The following is a 17,115-nucleotide window of genomic DNA, read 5'->3' as shown; positions in this document are numbered from 1 at the left end:
CTTAATCTTTTTTATAAAGCATGTCTACATGCTCAATGTTGTCTTCGAGATAAGCCTTTGATATCTCTTTAAAACCCTTCTTTGCGTAGTAGTCTTTCATATATGTTTGTGCTTGTATCTTAATTGTGTCTTCCTTCATGTCGTCTGTGATGTAATCAATCGCCCTTGTGAATAACTTATCGCCAAAACCACTATGTCTAAAGTCTTTCTTCACAAGAAAGCGACCTATGGAGACTTCTGGGTAACGAGTATCCTTCTCAGTAATCCTTGCGTAGCCTATAAGCTCATCACCCTCTATCATCATTAAATGAACCGAAAGTGGATCAAACTCGTCCACATCGTTATAAGGACAGTTTTGTTCAACTACGAAGACCGACTGTCTAAGCTTAAGTATTTCATATAGCTCAGTTGTGTTTAGTTCCTCAAAATACTTAATTTTTATGTTCATTATATGTTCTCCTTCTTAATTTCTCCAGCTCTGAATAGTGCCATCTTTGTTAATAGTGGTCCTATAAGTTCATAAATAACTGTAGCTGAAAGTATGATGTCTCTGATTGCTGCTCCGTGTGGTGCAGGTATGATTCTCTTTGCTATAAGTGAAAGACCTATAGCAACACCGGCTTGTGGTACTAAGCAGAAGCCTAGGTTTTGTTGAACTGATGATGACAAGCTGCCTATCTTTGCGCCGATACCTGCTCCTAGTGCCTTACCTATAACTCTTGCTACAACATAAGCTGCACCAAGTACGCCTACCTTTGTTAAGCTCGAAAGGTCTAGATCCGCACCTGATAGTACGAAGAAGCATAAGAATATAGCTGGTGTGATAACTTCGATTGCAGTGAAAACTTTAACTTCGTTTGATGATGTGTTACAAATTGTTGTACCAAAAGCCATCATAGTAAGAAGGCTTGATAGGTCGAAGCGTAGTGATATAGCTGCAAGTAAGAAGATGACACCTATAAAGGCAACTTGTATTTGTCCTTGATTCTTCATAAAGTTCATAGCCTTAACCATGATGATGCCTGCGACAATACCAAGTGCAAGTGCAGAGAAAATTTGTATTATTGGCTTACCTACCATGTTCATCATGGAGAAAGCGCCGCCTTGTATCATATTTTGTGCGAGTGTTGATGCAACGCCGAAGGCGATGATACATACACCGTCGTCTAATGCAACAACAGGTATTAATGTTCTAACTAGTGGTCCTTCTGCTTTGTATTGCTTGATAACCATAAGTGTAGCTGCTGGTGCTGTTGCGCACGCGATTGAACCTATAGCTAGTGAGAATGGTAGACTTTGCTTTAATAAAAGCATAACTACTGTTACTAAGAAGAAGGCAACTAGTGCTTCTAGTATAGTTATTAGGAAGATGGCCTTACCAACCTTCTTTAAGTCGTCAAACTTTAGTTCAGCACCTATGGAAAAGGCGATGAAGGCAAGTGCGACTTCACTGATGATGTCGAAACTCTTAACTGCTTCTTCTGGTATAAAACCGAAGACTGATGGTCCTATAAGTATGCCTGCTATCAAGTAGCCAGTTACTTCTGGAAATTTTAAAAGACCAAGCAATTTAGCAACTATAAAGCCGACTAAAAGTATTGTACCTAAGTGTAATAAAATTTCGAAGTTCATACTATTTAGTCAAGCCCTCCACACTCTTTACATCTAGTGTAAACATGATTCCTGTATTTTCATTTTCAATATTGCCCATAACAGTTTTAACAACGTCCTTTGCTACGGCAAGTTTTTCGTCGTCAAGTACCATTAACAAAGTCTTGTTGAATGGTCTTTGTCCGTTCAAAATTCTTCTTAAACCACCGAAGGCGCTTATCTCTTTGTGCCAATCAGCAAGTGTTGCTGCCATACCTTGACTCTCAAGTATAGTTCCTCCTGTGATAGATTTTTTAGAAAGCTCAAGTAATAATTCATCAAGCTTATCCATTTCATTTAAAATAACAACTAATAAATTCATAATATCCCTCCAAATTTTAATTATATCACTAATAAATGTAGAATTCAATACTTTAGAAGCTATTTATCAACATTAGATCCCGTCATCCAAAGAATTGAGTTCTTAGGTTTAGAAAGCTTCTCATATGCAAGCAAGGCTGCCGCACTTGATGGCTCTACTACTTCATGGTCCATATCGTATATGCGCTTTTTTGCTAAGAGAATGCTCTCATCGTTAAAGGTGAAGAAGCCATCGACAAGAGCGTCAAGCATAGGAAAGACTAGCTTAGATGGTGCACTGCATGCAAGACCATCGGCAACACTTATGCCACCAAGTCCTATCTCGTTAACAGACTTAGCTTCACCACTTACATAACTATATAGCATGCAAGGGTACTCTGTTGGCTCTACAAAATATATGCGCACCATGTCTTTGAAGAAGCTTCTCAAGGCAAAGGCAATGCCACCAGGTGCGCCTCCTACACCACAAGGTAGAAAGACATGTAGCGGCTCCTCGCGGCTTATATGCATAGTGCTTAAACTCACCTCATCTGCCACTTCGAAGATGGATGCCGCATAGCCTAAGAAGAGCTTCTCACTCATCTCGTCATCAACAAAGTAGCTCATTGGATTCTTACTAGCACTCAATCTGCCCATCTTCACTGCGTATGTGTAGTCGCTTTCATACTCTACGACTTCTGCTCCCGCCTCTCTAAGTAGTTTTTTCTTCCACTCCTTAGCGTCGCGGCTCATATGAACCTTTGCTTTAAAGCCGAAAGCCTTGGCACATAGTCCTATGGATAAACCTAAGTTTCCGGTAGAGCTGACCTCTATCGTGTATTCACTCATTATGCATCTTATATCATCAAGGCTAAGAGTGTCGAAGTTCTCCATCATGCCCTTTTGTGTAAGCACTTCTTCTACCTTAGACATGACTTCGTTAAAGCCGCCTCTCGCCTTAACACTATGCGCAACCTTTAGCTGTGAGTCAAGCTTTAAGTAAACTTCGCATCCAAGCTCTGACTTCTTAAGCGCGCTCTTGTAGTAGTCTTTGCTATCTATCTCATCAAAGGCTTCCATGAAAAAGCGTGCAAAGCGTTCGAAGCGTCTCTTGCTTTGATACGCATCATATAGTGAGAAGCCAAACTCCTCTACAGCTTTCGTTCTTTTGATAGGAAGGTAAGTCTCTTCTCTATTTTTTAATTTATCTAGTATGTCCACTTCTATATACCTCCTTTTTTAGTCAAAAAAATAGACGACTAAGTCGCCTATTCACTATTTATTATCTATAATGTAATACTCTCTTGACCATTCTCTAACTGTCTTGTCTATGTCGATGGCGTCGTAGTATCTATCCTTACCCATGTAAGTGCCGTCTGAGTACTTCATACCCCAAGAATTAGGATCGTTTACTATATAATAAAGTCTTCCATCTACAACCTTGTAACCATTAACAACTATGAAGTGACCGCCGCCACCTGTGTAGTACTTGTTGAAGTGTGAGTTCGCGTCTGGATTGTAGCGTAGTGTTGATGAATCGATGCAAATGATGCATACCTTGCCTTCTCTAAGCGGCTTAAGTAAGCTGTCTGGGTTCTTGTAGAACTTCATCTTGTGTGTAACACCTGAGTCTTTCAAGAAGTCACTAACGTCGTTAGTATACCACCAGCCACCATCGTTAAGGCGAGTGTTCCTTGCCATCTCAGCTGTGACTGCCTTGTCATAACCTTTTTGGAAGTACAAAGTCATAACAGCGCAGCTTGGTCCGCAGTTGTTTTCAGAGTACTTGCCTGTTTCTTTTTGATCTATATACCAGTCGTAGTCCCTTTGATTAAGAACTTCAAGCTCGTTATCGTCCTTTGTCTCGAAAACGAATTCGCCGTTTTCGGCTTTGAACTTAAACACTTCTTCTAAGTGCTCTAGTGGGTAGAAGATTACATCGTTAAGCTTCTTTACTCCACTGTCTAAATTGGTCGCTTCGTCCTTGTAGTATATAGGGAACTTAACGTCTTCTAGTTTACTATAAGTATCCTTGTCAAGTCTCACTGCTTCTATGGCCTTGTCTGTGCTGTATAGCATACCATCGTCAAGGTAGTAGTGGCCGTCTTCGCTCTTCTTAGGCGAAGGCACTCCATCTACCATCTCATAAACATTACCAACTCTATGTATAGTTGGGTTAAGCTCTTCTAAGAATTGATCAAAGATGACATATTCTTTGCCATCGATGTCATAAGAAGTCAACACACCATCAGTACCTGCTGTTGTGTATTGTCCTTTTATAGCAAATTTATTGGCTTCTTTTCCATTGCACGCAAATAAGCATAAGCTTATAAGCAGTAATGCTGCTAAAGTTAAAATTTTCTTCTTCATAGTTTCCTCCACTAGTCTATATCGTAATTTTTAGCTTGTTCTGCAAGATTTTGAAAGAATTCACTGCGAGCCACTTCGCTTAAATTAATCTTAAGTCCTCTCTTCTTCATCGACTTAAGCTTATAAAGTAGTAGGTTCTCATCAATCATAAGTCTTTGAGCAAGCTCCATATAGCTCATGCCTTCCTCTAAGGTGTCCAAGAGCTCATCCTCATCTATAAGTAGATGCGCCGCAAAGGTATTGGCCTGCGCTTCTATGATGGACGACTCTTGCGTTAAACCAAAGTCGGCTAGCTCAGCTTCACTTGCATACTCTTTATGATATAAAAAATGTCCTAGCTCATGTGCCAGGACTTCTTTAATCACGATTTCATCCACGCGAGTATTATATATTACGTAGCTTACACCGTCTAAAATTCTAAACATACCAAGGAAGGCAGCACCTATGTTAATAGGTATAACTACCACTCCAAGGTTCTCTAATATCTCATATGGATCGTTTGTCCCGTGTTCTTCTATCAAATTGAGTGCGTCTTCTAAATATTTCTCACTCACTAATTCTTGCTGCCTTCTTTTTTGTCTGCATTTTGATACTTCGACTTGTAATAAGCTTCAGTTATCGCTTCAACAACAGCCTTCTTGTCTTCATCACTAAGTGTGCCACCAGCAAACAAGCCTATCATACCATTGACAAGCATGTCATAGTTTTGATCTTGAACTGGAACTTTGTAGTCGTCATCATCAACTAATAAGTATGATGCGTCTACTCTAAATATATTAGCCATGTCGTTATATGTTTGTCTACTACGAGGTCTCATACCATTGACTTCGTATCTTGATATAGTTTTTAATGATAAACCTAGTTGCTCCGCAAGCTCAGTTTGAGTTAAGCCTGCACGTTCTCTCAATCTTTTTAACTTCATTGCAAAATTCATAAGTTCAACCTCCATATATTAATCTTTGTCATTCAAGTACCTTTATTATATACTCTTAGAATGTAGATGTCAAGACATTTTAATCAGTGCTTTTTTAGCTAAGCTGTCTGCAAGCTCGTTATACTTATCTCCCGTGTGTGCCTCTACCTTATGAAAATGTATCTCGACCTCGTCCTTCTTCGCATCGAAAAACTTCTTGTAGTCCTTAGTCGCGTCTATGTTTGTCTTCCAATAACCCATGGCCCAGCTGCGTATACCTTCGTAGTCGAAAAAGATGTGCACTTCGTCGTAGCCCTTGTCTATCGCGTAGTCAATCGCCATCATTGATGCTTTGATCTCGCCTGCAACGTTTCGTATTTGAACAAGCTCTTTGTTATCATATGCAAGTGCCTCTGTAGCTATCACTTCATCATCTATGACATATACGGCAGCTGCTGCATATTTTTTTATTATATTGCTGAAGCTCCCATCAACATAAGCAAGAAGTTTTCCAGTCAAATCATTTTTGACTTCAGGCGCCTCGTCTTCCATGTATGACTGAGCATCCTCTAAGGTCTTAAACGACTTATACATCGCTTGCTTATATCCATGAACTTGCTCTTTTGCTTCGTCCCATGTCTCATATATGCCGCTAACTCTGCCGGACTTCACGGCATAATACTTCTTCGCCATTATAATCTTTCTGCTAAGTACTTAGCAAAGTATGTGATGATTAAATTTGCTCCCGCCCTTTTAAATGAAAGCATAGTCTCCATGATGATGTCTTCTTTGACAAGGCCACCCGCAACTGCGTCGTATAGCATAGCATACTCTCCACTTACTGAGTAAGCAACTATAGGTAACTTAGTCTCTTCGGCTGCAAGCTTAATTATGTCTCCATATGCCATGGCAGGCTTAACTATAAGCATGTCGGCTCCCTCATCTACGTCTAATAGTATCTCTCTAAGTGCTTCCCTTTTGTTTCTGTAGTCCATTTGATACTGCTTTCTATCGCCAAAACTTGGTGCGCTACCTGCTGCATCTCTGAATGGTCCGTAGTAGTTTGATGCAAACTTTGATGCATAGCTCATGATTGATACGTTGATGTAGCCAGCATCATCAAGTGCCTCTCTAATCTTCGCAACGCGTCCGTCCATCATGTCCGATGGTGCGACTATATCTACTCCTGCCTCTGCCATGGACACGGCTATCTTTTGTAAGTATGAAACAGTCTCGTCATTATCTACATAGTCCTCGTGCAAGATGCCGCAGTGACCGTGATCAGTGTACTCGCACATGCACACGTCACCTATAACGATGAAGTCCTTGTCAAGCTCTTTAATCTTTCTAATCGCTCTTTGAACAACGCCGTCCTTTGCATAAGCACCTGAGCCGCACGCGTCTTTGTGCTCTGGCACGCCAAATAGTATTACTGAGCGTATGCCCAAGTCCTTTAACTCTTTAATCACTTCATCAAGCTTGTCAACGGTGTATTGCTTTTGTCCCTTTAAGCTCTTTATATCTTCTACCTCATTAACTCCATCTTTCACAAAAAGTGGATATATAAGGTCTTCCTTTCTAAGAGCTGTCTCTGCGAATACTTCTCTAATGTTCGCATTAAGTCTTAGTCTTCTCATTCTATTCTTCATTGTTTATCTCCTCTTTAATTAAATCTATCATGCCTTCTGAGTCATGTACTTTGGCTTCTTTATATACTTTGTAGCCAAGTTCTTCTATGCTCTTTGTAGTATATGGTCCTATGGAATATATCCTCGCCTTTGCCATTATCTCTGGGTAGAACTTATTGAAGCTAATAGCTTCCGATGACGAGAAGAAGAATATGTCATACACCTTATCATCAAGGTACATCTTCTCATATGCCTCATCGCTGTTCTTATACACTTCAAAGGCGTCCACATCGTAGTCAGCTAGTGCCGCTCTAATGTTGCCCTTGGCCTTATCTGAGTGAGGATACAAAACCTTTGCCTTTTTGTCAAAGTTCGAGATTACATTCTTGATCAGCTCGTCTGATGTATATTTCTCTGATACATAGTCTGCTTTGAAACCATACTGAGCTATGTCCTTCATAGTCTTCTGACCTATGGAGGCTATCTTGATATTAGCAAATCTTCTAAAGTCTATAGCAAGCTCCAAGGCTCTCCTAAAGAAAAATTCTACTGCATTACGGCTAGTAAGTATTAGGCACTTGTAATCTTCTATATGCCTAAGTGCATTATCAAAGCCTGCATCTTGTATAGGAGTGTACTTTATAGTCTCAAGCTCCAAAAACTCTGCCTTATTGTCGATAAGGAAGTCCTTGAAGTCTTGATTGAACTCCTTCTTTCTTAATAGTATAAAGCTTCTATCCTTAAATGGCCTGTCTCCAAAGAAGTCTATATCATTGGCAAAGTTAACCACATCTCCGACTACAAAGACCGATGGATTCTTTATATCATTATCCACTTTAGTCTTGTAAGCATCCTTAAGTGTTGTTATATATCTTCTTTGATCAGACCTTGTCGCCTTGTATATGAAGGCTGCCTTAGTCATTGGATCCTTGCCAGCTTCTATAAGCTTCTTTGCAATGGTCTCTATATTACTCATAGCCATAAGGAAGATGAGTGTCCCTTCCATATGTGCAAGGGTTTCCCAATCAAGCTCTGCAGGTCCGTTCATAGTGTGACCAGTAAAGACGTGAAAGCTCCTTGCGACTTCTCTGTGTGTCGTAGGTATACCTGCATATATAAGGCCGCCTATCGATGATGAGATGCCGGGCACTATCTCTGTATCAACGCCGTGCTCCTTTAGGTAGAGTGCTTCCTCAGAACCGCGTCCAAAGACAAGCGGGTCGCCTCCCTTTAGTCTAACTATGATCTTGCCTTCATCACGTGCGCACTTAAGCAGAAGCTCATTAATCTCATCTTGCTTCCAAGAGGACTTCATCCCCTCTTTGCCGACGTAGAATACATTTGCGCCTTCCTTCTTTTCATTGAGCAAGTTGTAATTGATAAGCCTATCGTAGATAATGTAGTCCGCCTTTTGTATTAAGCTTAGCCCCTTTATAGTAATTAGGCCCTCATCACCAGGGCCCGCTCCAACTAAATATACCTTAGCCATCTATCTCACCTTTAATCACTTCAGTGTATTTTTTCACATCACGCGCATAGCTTTCTTTGTCCGTATCAAAGTCTAGATACTTGTACCTCTTTAGGTCGTCTGATGCCATAAAGGCCTTGACATGTGCCTTATCGCCCTTTGATACTACATGTATACCAAGCGGCTTGTTGCACGATGCGCCCGACTCACTAAGAAAGGCTCTCTCGATGTCTACTTCAAAATCAGTTTTCGCATCCCTTATAGACATTAGCATCTGTTTTAGCTCGTGATTATTCGAGTTAAGTTCAAGAGCTATAACACCTTGGCATGGCGATGGTAAAAACTCGTCCTCATCTAAGTCTATGAGTCTACCTTTAAGCTCATCATTTAAATCGAGTCTATCTATAGCCGCTCTTGATAATATAATAGCGTCGAAGCCCATCTCATCAAGCTTTGCTACTCTCGACTCGATGTTGCCCCTTATCTCAGAAACTATGTAGTCATTGTCCTTTTGCCCAAGTAAGAACTTGCGTCTTAAGGAGCCGGTAGCAACCTTCATGCTGCGCTCAAGAGCCGTCTTACCACTATGCACTCTGTTAAGAACAACTATGTCATTTCTTCTTGCTCTCTGACCAAAGTATATGATCTCAAGACCAGGCGCAAGCTCAGAAGTCATATCCTTTAATGAGTGCACAGCGATGTCGATCTTGCCATCAACAAGTGCTTCTTCAATCGCCCTGACAAAGACACCCTTGCCACCCATCTGGCGTATGGATGTCTTCTTGTCGATATCTCCAAGCGTCTCTATGCCCACAACTTCGTAGTCAATGTCGTAGTAATTTTTTAATTTATCAAATACAAGCTCAACTTGCTTCAGCGCAAGCCTACTTGTCCTCGTTCCCACCTTTAGTTTCAAAGTCTTCAAACTCCTTTATATAGCTTAAAATTTCTTCTTTACTGTAAGTCTTTATCTTCTTAATCTCGTCTTGTCTATGGCACTTTATGTAGCACTCTCTTAGCTTCGATGCTAAGTCTAAAAACTCATCATCATATACAGCGTAGCTTTGCATCTGGTCCATAATCGTTTTGTTTAGATCAGGAAGCCTTCCACCTGTCGATATGGAGATGTCTATGCCGCCAAGCTTCTTCATGTTGATAGAGTGAAATTCAGAGTCGTCCTTCTTGTCACACCTGTTATATAAGATGCCAAGCTCCTTCGCATCACGTGCAACTCTATCGTTAAGCTCTTCATCATCAGTCGCGATAAAGACTAGTAAGGCTCCTTCTATGTATTCTTTTTTGTAAACACCCTTTATCAGATTTGCTCCTTCGCAGGCAAAGCCATCTATGAAGTCCTTAGCAACGACAGTAAGCTTTGCTCCTTCACTAAGAAGCGTTTTAAACTTTCTTAAAGCGACAGACCCGCCACCAACTATGGTAACAGGTCTATCCTTTATATTAAGAGCTATGCTTAGCATAAGCCTTTAATCTCTCTATCATTTGATCGTTGTTCTCAAAGAAGTCAAGACCCATAGCATTAGCAACCCTAACACATATAGGCAGCTCTTGATTGGCGCGCTTAATAAGATCTTCATCCTTAAAGATCTCATACTTATTGCCTTCCTTGATAATCTTTGCGTCCTTAACTACATATATGTAGTCAGCCATCTCATAACAAAACTCCATATCGTGAGTAGATATTAGAAGCGAACTATCCTTCGCAATAGAAGCGATAGTCTTCTTAAGTATGCCGATAGACACAGGGTCAAGTCCTGCAGTCGGCTCGTCCATAAGGATGTACTTTGCACCCAAGGCGATCGCCGAAGCGATGGCAACCCTCTTTTTTTGTCCATAGCTTAAAAAGTGAACCGGCTCGTCCTTTAGCTCATATGCGTTTGCATTCTTAAGCGCCATCTCAACCCTTGCCTTGACAGTTTCTTCGTCGTAGCCAAGGTTTCTAAGCGTAAAAGCAGTGTCATCAAACACGTTCGAGTAGAAGATTTGATTGTCCGGGTCTTGAAAAACCATAGTAACGTTCTTTCTATAATTCAAAAGACTCTTCTTGTCGTAGCGAAGAAGCTCACCATCAACAAGTATCTCGCCTTTGTCCCTCTTTAGTAGCCCAAGTATGTTTTTAAATAAAGTAGTCTTACCGGCACCGTTCTCACCTATAATCATGGTGATGGCGCCGTTATTAGTCGAGAGGCTTACTCCGTCTAAGACCTTTTGTCCACTCTCATAAGTATATTCTAAATTTTTTACTTCTAACATATAATCACCTAACCGGAAATTCCCCATTGTATAGCTTGATATTTAAAGCATTAATCATCTCTTCGTTTCTCTTAAATATACCTAAGACCATGTTCTCAACAAAGATCTTGATAGACTTAAACGATGTCTTAGTGTTTATAAAGCCAAACTTTATCTCAAGACAGTTTATGTTTGTTTGCGCCTCTTCTATGATGATGAAGATGAAGCGGTAAATAAGCATAAAGAGCTCGATGAAGATGTTTGGCAGATGCAAGCTCTTGAAAACTTTGATTATATCGACCATGGGTGTCGTTACACTTAAGAATATGACCGAAGAGGTCGCCGCAAGAGATCTCATAAACACGTTAAGAAACAGCATCTCTTGCCCCTCAATCACTCCAAAGTATATGCCAAAGATGTTTATGGAATAGACAAAATGATTTTCTTTAGAAAAACCAATTATCAAAAATATTGTTCCTAAGAATATGAATATAGTCGGAACTTTAATAAATGATAAGACGTTTCTTACTTTAAACTTTGCAAATGCAAGCTCTAAGAATATTATTAAGATGAATATGCCTAAATTTACATATATATTGTCAAGACCAATAGCTAAAACTAGCATAGCTAGGCAGAATATAAATTTATATCCTGCCTTGATATGCCTTAAGCCGTTGGTATATGCGAACTGATCAATGAGTAGCAATTTACCTAAGCTCCTTTATTTATCTTTTTCCTTCTTACTTGCATCTCCCTTCCAGCTGCCAATGATGTAGCCAATAGCTCCAGCACCGATAGCAGCTTGAAGACCAAATAACAAGGATTCAACTTCGCCCGATGGTGGTTCCCAAAGGGACTCGAACCATGGCTCATAGCCTGGTTTTAATGCTTCAATCTCTTCACTTGCGGCATCATCAGATCCGCCATATTCGCCTTGAACGAAAACAAGTGGTAGTACAACAAGTAAGATAGCAAGTATGATTAAAATCAAATTAGTCTTCTTATAATCTTTCATTTGTAAGTACCCCCTCACCTTTGTATCTAACTATAAGGTTAACAATAACAACAGTTAGTAAACCTTCAACTATAGCGATAGGAACTTGAGTAACAGCAAAGATAGATAAGAACTTACCTAAAGCAGCTGTAAATCCAATTCCTTCGTGGTAAACAACAGCAAGTTGAGTTGCAGTAACAACATAAGTGAATAAGTCACCAAGAGTTGCTGCTAAGAATACTGCAAGGCTTCTATTTTGTTTCTTTAACAAGTGATAGATGGCAAAAGCTAAGAATGGTCCAGCTATAGCCATAGAGAAAGTATTAGCACCTAAAGTAGTTAAACCACCATGAGCTAATAACAAAGCTTGGAAAATTAAAACAATTAAACCTAAAACGGATGTTTGAAGTGGTCCAAATAGTATTGCACCAAGTCCAGTACCTGTTGGATGTGAACAGCTACCTACTACTGAAGGGATCTTCATAGCAGATAGTACGAAGATAAAGCCACCTGCAAGTGCAAGTAAAACTTTCTTCTCGTTTGAATCAGAGTCTTTAGCAATTTTTCTTATACCAAGTATGATGAATGGTAAAGATACAAGTCCCCAGATTACGCACCACTCTTTAGGAAGGTAACCTTCCATGATGTGCATTGCGAATGCGTCTGCGGACAATAAAATTAGTGAAAGACTCATGAGAATGATACTTTTCTTTCTCATAAATTATTCCTCCTTTTATTTCCCCACGCAAAGACTCCTTTTGAAAATCAAATTGATTTGGAAAAGAACCTCTCTTTGCCGAAGGTGTTTCTCGATAAAGTAAGGTTTTCCGGCTAGCGCTTTAATCCCTTGTAAACGCCTTCCCATTATGGATGAAATAACAGTGACATAAGTGTTTACTCAGTATGCGCCAACGGCAGCGGCGACTGCGTTTTTAAAACTTCCCTTAAACGATATCAATATAATTATATCACTACAGAACTTAGAATGCAAGGTTAATACTCATATTGATGGATGTATGTAGCATATTTATTTAATCTAATTAAAGACTAATTTACATACAAGCCATAAAAAATCTGCCACCATTATAGTGACAGATAATATATCGATTACTATTAAGCTTTTTCTTTTGCGTGTTCCAAGCCTTGCTTGTATAACATAAGCACGTGCTCGTCATCTAGTGAGTAGACAAGTTGCTTGCCGTCTCTTTCGTACTTAACGAGGCCAAGGTTTCTTAGTATCCTTAGGTGGTGACTAACAAGTGGCTGTGTCATACCTAGTGCGTATGAAAGATCTGTTACACACATCTCGCTTAGGCTCAGTGCGTGTATGATTTGTATTCTGGAAGGCTCGCTAAGTGCTTTCATAATGTCTGCTAACTTCTCAACTACCTTGTAGTCGATGTTATCATTTTTAATCGCATCCAGTTCTTCCTGTGTTAATACTTTACTTTCCATATATTCCCTCCAAGTCTCTCGTTATACTTACAAAGTCATCGAAGCTTAGCTCCTCTGCCCTTGTGTTCTCGCCTTTCTTAATGGCTTTAAGTGCATCTATTGTGTGCACCTTATCTATACCCACTTCGCTATTAAATAAAGCGTTCGCAAGTGTTTTTCTTCTCTTCATGAAGGCTGCTCTAATTATCTTTAAGAATAGCTCTTCGTTTGCCAAATCTTTTTTCTTCTTTTCTATATATAAAACTGCTGAGTCCACCTTTGGCTTGGGGTAGAAACAGTCCTTTGACACATTAAATGCTATGCGCACATCTCCATAGGCACGTGTAAATACCGATATGCTGCCGTAGTCTTTTGATTTTTCATCGGCGACTATCCTTTGAGCGACTTCTTTTTGTACCATAACCGTGATGGATTCAATCTCTAGCTTTGATTCGAGCAAAAATGTAAGTATGGGTGTCGTCACATAGTATGGAAGGTTGGCGCATACCTTGAAGGGTCCTCCCGTCAATGCCTTGATCTCGTCTTCTGTGGCATTCATAAAGTCCTTGTAAATGACTGTGGCATTGTCAAAGCGTCCAAGTGTCTCCTTGTGTATCTCTTTAAGCGACTCGTCAAGCTCAAAGGCAATGACCTTCTTTGCGTGCTTTGCTAGCTCTTCTGTCAAGGTTCCTATGCCAGGACCTATCTCCATAACTGTAGTATCCTTTGTGATGCCGCTCTCCTGTGCTATCTTTCTAATGATATTGCCATCGATCAAAAAGTTTTGTCCAAGCGCTTTTTTAAATTCAAAGCCGAAGTCCTCTTGCAGCTCCTTGAGTCTTGCTATGCTATATAAACCTTTCTCAGTCAATTTTCTTCATAGCCTCCACAAAATCTTCTCTCGAAATTTGATAATAGTTTAGTGCGTCGAGCATCTTTTTTGCGTTTGAATTAGAAATTTTTAGTAGGCTCGCAAGTTTTTCGCGCCTTTCACTAGAACCATCTGCGCCTAAAAGACCATTATCAAACAAATCCTTCGATGTATATAGTACGGTCCTCTCTTCTGTCGATGCTCTTGCGTTCATCAGTGCATCGATAATTGCCTCCTTCGAAGCATTCTCAACGCCGATATCATCTTTCTTAATCGCATCTGACTGCTTTAGATAAGCATTTTTACAGCCCTTGACATTTTCATTTATGGTGCGTCTAATCATCTTACCAGCATAATCAGGGTCAGTAAAAACAATGACTCCCCTCGTCTTGACAGCTTTCTTAAGCTCATCAAAGAGCGTTTTTTTAATTTTATAGCCATGTGTTGCAACGATGTCGGCATCAACAGCGTTTTTAATCTGAGCGATGTCGTCCATGCCCTCGACAACTATGAGTTCTTTAATCATTTTTCACTCCAAAAAATTCAAATGCGTTCTTCTTTGTCGCTTCTAAAACTTCTTCTGTGCTGATGCCCTTGATCTCGGCAAGTTTTTCTGCAACCAAGACTACTTTTCTCGGGTCATTTCTCTTGCCTCTATATGGCACCGGCGTCATATATGGTGAGTCCGTCTCTATAAGTAGGTCTTTCAAATCAACTTCCTTTGCAACATCCACAGTGTTCTTTGCATTTTTAAAAGTTAGCGCTCCACCTAAAGCTAGCTTGTAGCCAAGTTTTAGATACTTTCTCGCCATCTCTATAGACCCTGTATAGCAGTGCAAAAGAACATTCATGCCCTTTGCGTGCTTTTCAAGTATCTCGTAAGTCTCTTCCATCGCTTCACGCGTATGAATAACGATGGGCACATCCATCTCTCTAGCAAGGTTTATCTGATCAATAAAGACCTCTCTTTGTACATCTCGTGGCGACAAATCGTAGTGGTAGTCTAGGCCAATCTCGCCTATCGCCATAACCTTATCCTTAGTAAGTAGCTCTTTAAGTGCCTCGCGCGTTTCAGCTGTGTAGTACTTCGCCTCATGCGGATGCACGCCTACAACTGCGTAGACGTGATCGTACTTTTTACTAAGCTCATAGCTTGAGTAGCTTGTCTTAAGGTCGCAGCCTATGTTGAAGAAGTAGTTTCCTCCAGATAAGATATCTTTTATGACTTCTTCTCTGTCCTCATCAAAGGCTTCGTCGTCAAGATGAGCGTGTGAATCAACGAATACCATTACGCGATCACTGAGCCACTTGGCATATCTTCAATCGATGTAACTAGTGATAAGTCATCGCCGTTTTCGCAAGCAAGTATCATGCCTTGCGACTCAACGCCTCTAAGCTTTCTAGGCTTTAAGTTGCATACAACGACAACCTTCTTGCCTATGATGTCCTCTGGCTTGTACCACTTCTTGATGCCGCTAACAATAGTTCTTGTCTCATCACCAATCTTAACTGTGTTAATCAAAAGTTTGTCAGCCTCAGGATGTTCCTTTGAGTCAATTACTTCGCCTAATCTTAGATCAAGCTTTGCAAAATCATCAAATTCTATAGCTGGCTTAGCATCAGCGTCCTCAGCCTTTGTCTTGCCATCCTTTTCTTCTCTCGACTTAACTAAATTTGCGTTTTCCTCAAGTAGTCTCTCTACTTCTTTATCAACATCAAGTCTTGGGAATAGTGTATCTATCTTCTTTACAGTGTATTTATCTACTTTACCAAATTCATCGCATTCTTCATATTTCATTTCTTCACTTAAGCCAAGCGCTTCCCTAATCTTCTTTGCAGTATCTGGGATGAATGGGCTTAGTAATACAGATGATATTCTTAATGCTTCTAGTAAATTATATATGATAGTTTCAAGTCTTTCCTTGTGTTCGTCATCGTTTAAAGTCCATGGGCATGTTTCGTCGATGTACTTGTTGGACCTTCTGATTAGCTTAAACACTTCATCAATGGCTACTGATAGGTTAAGGTGCTCCATCTTTTCATCAAGAACAGCTTTTCTTGTTAGAGCTACATCAATTAAATCCTTATCGATTGCATCATCAGAAGTCTTTTTATTAACAGTTCCGCCAAAGTACTTTTCTGCCATGGCAATAGTTCTTGAAACTAAGTTACCAAGGTCATTTGCAAGATCAGAGTTTACTCTTTCCATAAACTTTTTGCTTTGGAAGTTACCATCGCTACCAAAGTTGAACTCTCTCATAACGTAGTACTTAAGCGCGTCTCTGCCATATAGCTTAACTATTGGCTCAGGGTAGATGACATTGCCCTTGCTCTTACTCATCTTGTCGCTTTCAAAAAGTATCCAGCCATGTGCAAAGACTTTCTTAGGTAGTGGTAGATCTAGAGCCATAAGTAGTGCTGGCCATATGATTACGTGGAAACGCAAAATATCCTTACCAACTAAGTGAATATCAGCTGGCCAAAGTTTTTTGAACTTTTCGTCATCTTGCAAGTATCCTGCCGCATCAATGTATGAAGACAAAGCGTCTATCCACACATAAACAACGTGCTTTGGATCGAATGGCACTTGAACGCCCCAGTCGAAGGATGTTCTTGAAACGCATAAGTCTTGAAGACCTTCCTTGAAGAAGTTGTTAACCATCTCAGCCTTCTTAGACTCTGGTTCAATGAACTCTGGATGCTCTTCGTAGTATTTCAAAAGTCTGTCCTTGTACTTACTTAGCCTGAAGAAATACGCTTCTTCGTGTGCAGGGTGCACCTCTCTACCGCAGTCAGGGCACTTGCCATCGACAAGTTGAGACTCAGTCCAGAACGACTCACATGGTGTGCAGTAAAGTCCCTCATATTCGCCCTTGTATATGTCGCCTTGCTCGTATAGTCTTGTAAATATCTTTTTAACCATCTCATCATGAGACTTATCCGAAGTTCTTATATACTTATCATATCTTATGTCAAGTAAGTCCCATAGCTTATATATTTGTTCATTAATATTAGTAACGAATTCCAAAGGAGTAACGCCAGCTTTCTCAGCGTTCTTTTGAATCTTCTCACCATGTTCGTCGGAGCCTGTAACAAAATATACATCCATGCCTTGAAGCTCCTTGTACCTCTTAAGCATGTCCGCAACTATAGTCGTATATGTGTTTCCTATGTGTAAGTAACCACTTGGATAATAAATTGGTGTACTTAAATAATATTTTTCCATTCTCTCAACTC

The 17,115-nt window shown here is 40.2% G+C and carries 21 protein-coding genes and 1 riboswitch; all 21 genes read right to left on the bottom strand.

The window, feature by feature from the left end; all coding sequences use genetic code 11:
* Nucleotide 1: 1 nt before the first annotated feature.
* On the bottom strand, nucleotides 2-448 hold the full coding sequence (locus KO172_RS03785; protein ID WP_215492214.1) for a GNAT family N-acetyltransferase: 447 nt from the start codon (nucleotides 446-448) through the stop codon (nucleotides 2-4).
* Entirely contained in the window at nucleotides 448-1,632 is a 1,185-nt protein-coding gene (locus KO172_RS03780; RefSeq protein WP_215492213.1) for a cation:proton antiporter, read from the bottom strand. The genes KO172_RS03785 and KO172_RS03780 overlap by 1 nt, the downstream gene beginning before the upstream one ends.
* Nucleotide 1,633: 1 nt before the next feature.
* Nucleotides 1,634-1,972 (bottom strand): hypothetical protein, encoded by a 339-nt coding sequence (locus KO172_RS03775; protein ID WP_215492212.1) that lies wholly within the window; start codon nucleotides 1,970-1,972, stop codon nucleotides 1,634-1,636.
* 59 nt (nucleotides 1,973-2,031) lie between these two features.
* The gene (gene dsdA / locus KO172_RS03770) at nucleotides 2,032-3,171 is read right to left on the bottom strand and encodes a D-serine ammonia-lyase (protein WP_215492211.1); all 1,140 of its coding nucleotides are present in this window, start codon (nucleotides 3,169-3,171) and stop codon (nucleotides 2,032-2,034) included.
* 54 nt (nucleotides 3,172-3,225) lie between these two features.
* On the bottom strand, nucleotides 3,226-4,320 hold the full coding sequence (locus KO172_RS03765; protein ID WP_215492210.1) for a C39 family peptidase: 1,095 nt from the start codon (nucleotides 4,318-4,320) through the stop codon (nucleotides 3,226-3,228).
* Nucleotides 4,321-4,331: 11 nt separating this feature from the next.
* Nucleotides 4,332-4,874, bottom strand: a complete 543-nt coding sequence (locus KO172_RS03760) for an ImmA/IrrE family metallo-endopeptidase (RefSeq protein WP_215492209.1) — start codon at nucleotides 4,872-4,874, stop codon at nucleotides 4,332-4,334.
* A complete protein-coding gene (locus tag KO172_RS03755; RefSeq protein ID WP_215492208.1) occupies nucleotides 4,874-5,254 on the bottom strand; it encodes a helix-turn-helix domain-containing protein in 381 nt (126 codons plus the stop codon). Before KO172_RS03755 ends, KO172_RS03760 begins: the two co-directional genes overlap by 1 nt.
* Before the next feature lie 69 nt (nucleotides 5,255-5,323).
* Entirely contained in the window at nucleotides 5,324-5,926 is a 603-nt protein-coding gene (locus KO172_RS03750) for a ribonuclease H1 domain-containing protein (protein WP_215492207.1), read from the bottom strand.
* Nucleotides 5,926-6,882 carry a porphobilinogen synthase gene (gene hemB / locus KO172_RS03745; RefSeq protein WP_215492206.1) on the bottom strand — a complete coding sequence of 319 codons (957 nt, stop codon included), beginning with the start codon at nucleotides 6,880-6,882 and terminating at the stop codon, nucleotides 5,926-5,928. Before hemB ends, KO172_RS03750 begins: the two co-directional genes overlap by 1 nt.
* Nucleotides 6,872-8,350: a uroporphyrinogen-III C-methyltransferase gene (gene cobA / locus KO172_RS03740; RefSeq protein ID WP_215492205.1), complete on the bottom strand. Its 1,479-nt coding sequence runs from the start codon at nucleotides 8,348-8,350 to the stop codon at nucleotides 6,872-6,874. Before cobA ends, hemB begins: the two co-directional genes overlap by 11 nt.
* Nucleotides 8,343-9,245: a hydroxymethylbilane synthase gene (gene hemC / locus KO172_RS03735; protein WP_215492204.1), complete on the bottom strand. Its 903-nt coding sequence runs from the start codon at nucleotides 9,243-9,245 to the stop codon at nucleotides 8,343-8,345. The genes cobA and hemC overlap by 8 nt, the downstream gene beginning before the upstream one ends.
* Nucleotides 9,214-9,807, bottom strand: coding sequence for a precorrin-2 dehydrogenase/sirohydrochlorin ferrochelatase family protein (locus tag KO172_RS03730; protein ID WP_215492203.1), 594 nt, complete (start codon nucleotides 9,805-9,807; stop codon nucleotides 9,214-9,216). Before KO172_RS03730 ends, hemC begins: the two co-directional genes overlap by 32 nt.
* A complete protein-coding gene (locus KO172_RS03725; RefSeq protein ID WP_215492202.1) occupies nucleotides 9,788-10,600 on the bottom strand; it encodes an energy-coupling factor ABC transporter ATP-binding protein in 813 nt (270 codons plus the stop codon). Before KO172_RS03725 ends, KO172_RS03730 begins: the two co-directional genes overlap by 20 nt.
* Before the next feature lie 4 nt (nucleotides 10,601-10,604).
* Nucleotides 10,605-11,285, bottom strand: coding sequence for a CbiQ family ECF transporter T component (locus tag KO172_RS03720; protein ID WP_215492201.1), 681 nt, complete (start codon nucleotides 11,283-11,285; stop codon nucleotides 10,605-10,607).
* 15 nt (nucleotides 11,286-11,300) lie between these two features.
* Complete coding sequence (locus KO172_RS03715; protein ID WP_215492200.1) at nucleotides 11,301-11,594, bottom strand: energy-coupling factor ABC transporter substrate-binding protein; 294 nt, start codon at nucleotides 11,592-11,594, stop codon at nucleotides 11,301-11,303.
* Nucleotides 11,581-12,291: an energy-coupling factor ABC transporter permease gene (locus KO172_RS03710; RefSeq protein ID WP_215492199.1), complete on the bottom strand. Its 711-nt coding sequence runs from the start codon at nucleotides 12,289-12,291 to the stop codon at nucleotides 11,581-11,583. The genes KO172_RS03715 and KO172_RS03710 overlap by 14 nt, the downstream gene beginning before the upstream one ends.
* Before the next feature lie 82 nt (nucleotides 12,292-12,373).
* A riboswitch (cobalamin riboswitch) is annotated at nucleotides 12,374-12,566 on the bottom strand.
* A 120-nt stretch (nucleotides 12,567-12,686) separates the two neighbouring features.
* Nucleotides 12,687-13,028, bottom strand: coding sequence for an ArsR/SmtB family transcription factor (locus tag KO172_RS03705; RefSeq protein WP_215492198.1), 342 nt, complete (start codon nucleotides 13,026-13,028; stop codon nucleotides 12,687-12,689).
* Nucleotides 13,018-13,878: a 16S rRNA (adenine(1518)-N(6)/adenine(1519)-N(6))-dimethyltransferase RsmA gene (gene rsmA / locus KO172_RS03700; protein WP_215492197.1), complete on the bottom strand. Its 861-nt coding sequence runs from the start codon at nucleotides 13,876-13,878 to the stop codon at nucleotides 13,018-13,020. Before rsmA ends, KO172_RS03705 begins: the two co-directional genes overlap by 11 nt.
* Nucleotides 13,871-14,404, bottom strand: a complete 534-nt coding sequence (gene rnmV, locus KO172_RS03695) for a ribonuclease M5 (RefSeq protein ID WP_215492196.1) — start codon at nucleotides 14,402-14,404, stop codon at nucleotides 13,871-13,873. Before rnmV ends, rsmA begins: the two co-directional genes overlap by 8 nt.
* On the bottom strand, nucleotides 14,397-15,167 hold the full coding sequence (locus tag KO172_RS03690; RefSeq protein ID WP_215492195.1) for a TatD family hydrolase: 771 nt from the start codon (nucleotides 15,165-15,167) through the stop codon (nucleotides 14,397-14,399). Before KO172_RS03690 ends, rnmV begins: the two co-directional genes overlap by 8 nt.
* Nucleotides 15,167-17,104: a methionine--tRNA ligase gene (gene metG / locus KO172_RS03685; RefSeq protein WP_215492194.1), complete on the bottom strand. Its 1,938-nt coding sequence runs from the start codon at nucleotides 17,102-17,104 to the stop codon at nucleotides 15,167-15,169. Before metG ends, KO172_RS03690 begins: the two co-directional genes overlap by 1 nt.
* Nucleotides 17,105-17,115: the final 11 nt, after the last annotated feature.

This window comes from Fenollaria sporofastidiosus, from assembly GCF_943169635.2.
Lineage (GTDB): Bacteria > Bacillota > Clostridia > Tissierellales > Peptoniphilaceae > Fenollaria > Fenollaria sporofastidiosus.
Note: the sequence above shows the minus strand (reverse complement) of the source record. Positions and strands in the feature narration are given on the sequence as shown.